Origin of the sequence: Algoriphagus namhaensis, assembly GCF_042649705.1 — a bacterium.
GTDB lineage: Bacteria > Bacteroidota > Bacteroidia > Cytophagales > Cyclobacteriaceae > Algoriphagus > Algoriphagus namhaensis.
This window is the reverse complement of the sequence record NZ_JBHRZS010000001.1, coordinates 1-2,016: the sequence shown is the minus strand read 5'-3', so window position 1 is coordinate 2,016 and position 2,016 is coordinate 1. Positions and strand designations below refer to the sequence as shown.

Here is a 2,016-nt window from a genome sequence, read left to right as displayed (position 1 = left end):
CTGCTGGACTTGGGAGAGACGGTGAAGTTCAAGCCGAGCTTCTTGATCAAGGAAGTGAAAGGAGCTCCGACGAATTATGATATCAATGCGATGTTCCTGTTTTATGAGCGGATTTGGGTGGGAGGTTCCTACCGAAGCAACATGAAGATCTGGAATGACAATTTGCAGGAGAATTTGAGCAATAGAAATGCGGTGGCGGCGGTGATTGAGATTTTCCCGACCGACCGTTTACGAATCGGGTATGCGTACGATCATAACCTGAACGTATTACAGGACTATCGAAACAACTCGCATGAGTTTTCGATCGGCTTCTATATGACCCCAAGAAAAGCAGTAATGAGAAATCAAAGATGGTTCTAAAGATGAAAAGACTAGCGACACAAATCATATTAAGTGCAGTGCTGATCTTTGGATCGGTAGGGATCACACAAGCCCAGAAGGGGTTGCTGCGCTATGCAGATGAGCAGGTGAGCCTGTATAACTATAAGACTGCGATTGCGGTGTACGAGGAGGCATATGCGAGGAAGCCGAAGATGAGTACCGCAGACTCGATTGCCAAGACCTACGACGAGATCCGTGACTATACCAATTCCTACAAATGGTGGGAGACGGCGATCGGTTACGAGGAAGCGGGTCTGTTTGAGTACGAAGGTTACTTGAAGTCCGCCCAACGTACGGGTAATCTGAGAGAGGCGAGAGATATGCTGGAGAGCAAGGGCTTGCTGGATAGCGTGCAGGTGAAGCAGTTTATCGATAAGAAGAGCAGGCTGAATGTCAAGCCACAAAATGTGGAAGCATTGAACTCGAGCGAGTCAGACTTTGGACTGGCGATGGACGGGCAGGGTAACAAGTACTTTGTATCCGACCGGGGAGGAAGCTTTGTAGATGAGAGACCTGGTATTCGAATTGATGGTCGGAATAAGATATTTAGTGAAGAGAAGCAGGACTATACCGGCAGAGAATACTTCAGTGTATACAAGGAAGACGAAGAGGGGAACATCAGTGAGGTGATCTCCAATGTACCGAACACGTACAACTTTGCCGATCCGAGCTATGCCAAGGAAGCGGGCGTGCTGTTCTACTCGGTGACCCGAGGGATAGAGAAAGTGAAGAAAGACCGGGAGATCAATGTGTTTCCGGAGATCTATTATAGCACGGTAACCGAAGAGGGGACGCTGGAAGGTTTTATGCCGTTTCCGTTCAATGACTCGATCGGCTATTCGGTGATGAATCCCTTTGTGGATGAAGAGGCGAAGCGTTTATACTTTGCTTCCGATGTGGACACGGTGATCTTAAACCCAGGCAAGAAGAAAGAGCGAAAAGTACTGACTACGAAGGGAGACTTTGACCTGTACTATTCAGCCTATGACGAAAACATGACTTTCAGTGCCCCGGTGAAGCTGGGTCCGGCGGTGAATACCGAAGGAGACGAGACACATGCGTTTAGAAAAGGAGACAAGTTTTACTTCTCCTCTAAGGATGGAAGCCACCCGACAGTGGGCGGGATGGACATCTACGAGGCGAGCTATAGCAATGGGGAGATCAGCAATGTGCAGAACATGGGAATTCCTGTGAACTCTATTGCCGATGACTTTGCGTACCGCGAGATGGAAAACGGAGAAGTGTATCTCTCCTCTAACCGAGCAGGAGGTATGGGACTGGATGACATCTACCTGATCGAAGAGCAGTACAAGCAATTTTTGGCTCGTGTGATTGATTGCGAGGGAGCAGTGGTGACGGACAGTTACCTGGCGACCTTACAGGACAAGACCCAGGGACTACAGGTAGCCACGGAGCGTAAAGGCACCGGAGAGCTGACCGCCCAGTTGGAGCCGGAGAGTGACTTTGGAATTACGATCAGTAAGCCGGGTTACTTTACTGTGACTGACGAGACGATCAGCACGAAAGGCTTTGAAGGCGATACGATCCAACGAGAATACACGCTGACTCCGATTCCGTATCAGTTGCCGGTGTATGTAGACATTGTGTACTACGATCTGGACAAATATGTGATTA

General features: G+C 49.0%; 2 protein-coding genes. Both read left to right on the top strand.

Going from position 1 to position 2,016, the window contains the following annotated elements:
* Positions 1-360, top strand: a 360-nt coding sequence (locus ACFOSV_RS00010; protein ID WP_377902140.1) for a type IX secretion system membrane protein PorP/SprF, incomplete at its 5' end; no start/stop codon positions are given.
* Between the two features lie 2 nt (positions 361-362).
* Positions 363-2,016, top strand: a 1,654-nt coding sequence (locus tag ACFOSV_RS00005; RefSeq protein WP_377902139.1) for an OmpA family protein, incomplete at its 3' end; no start/stop codon positions are given.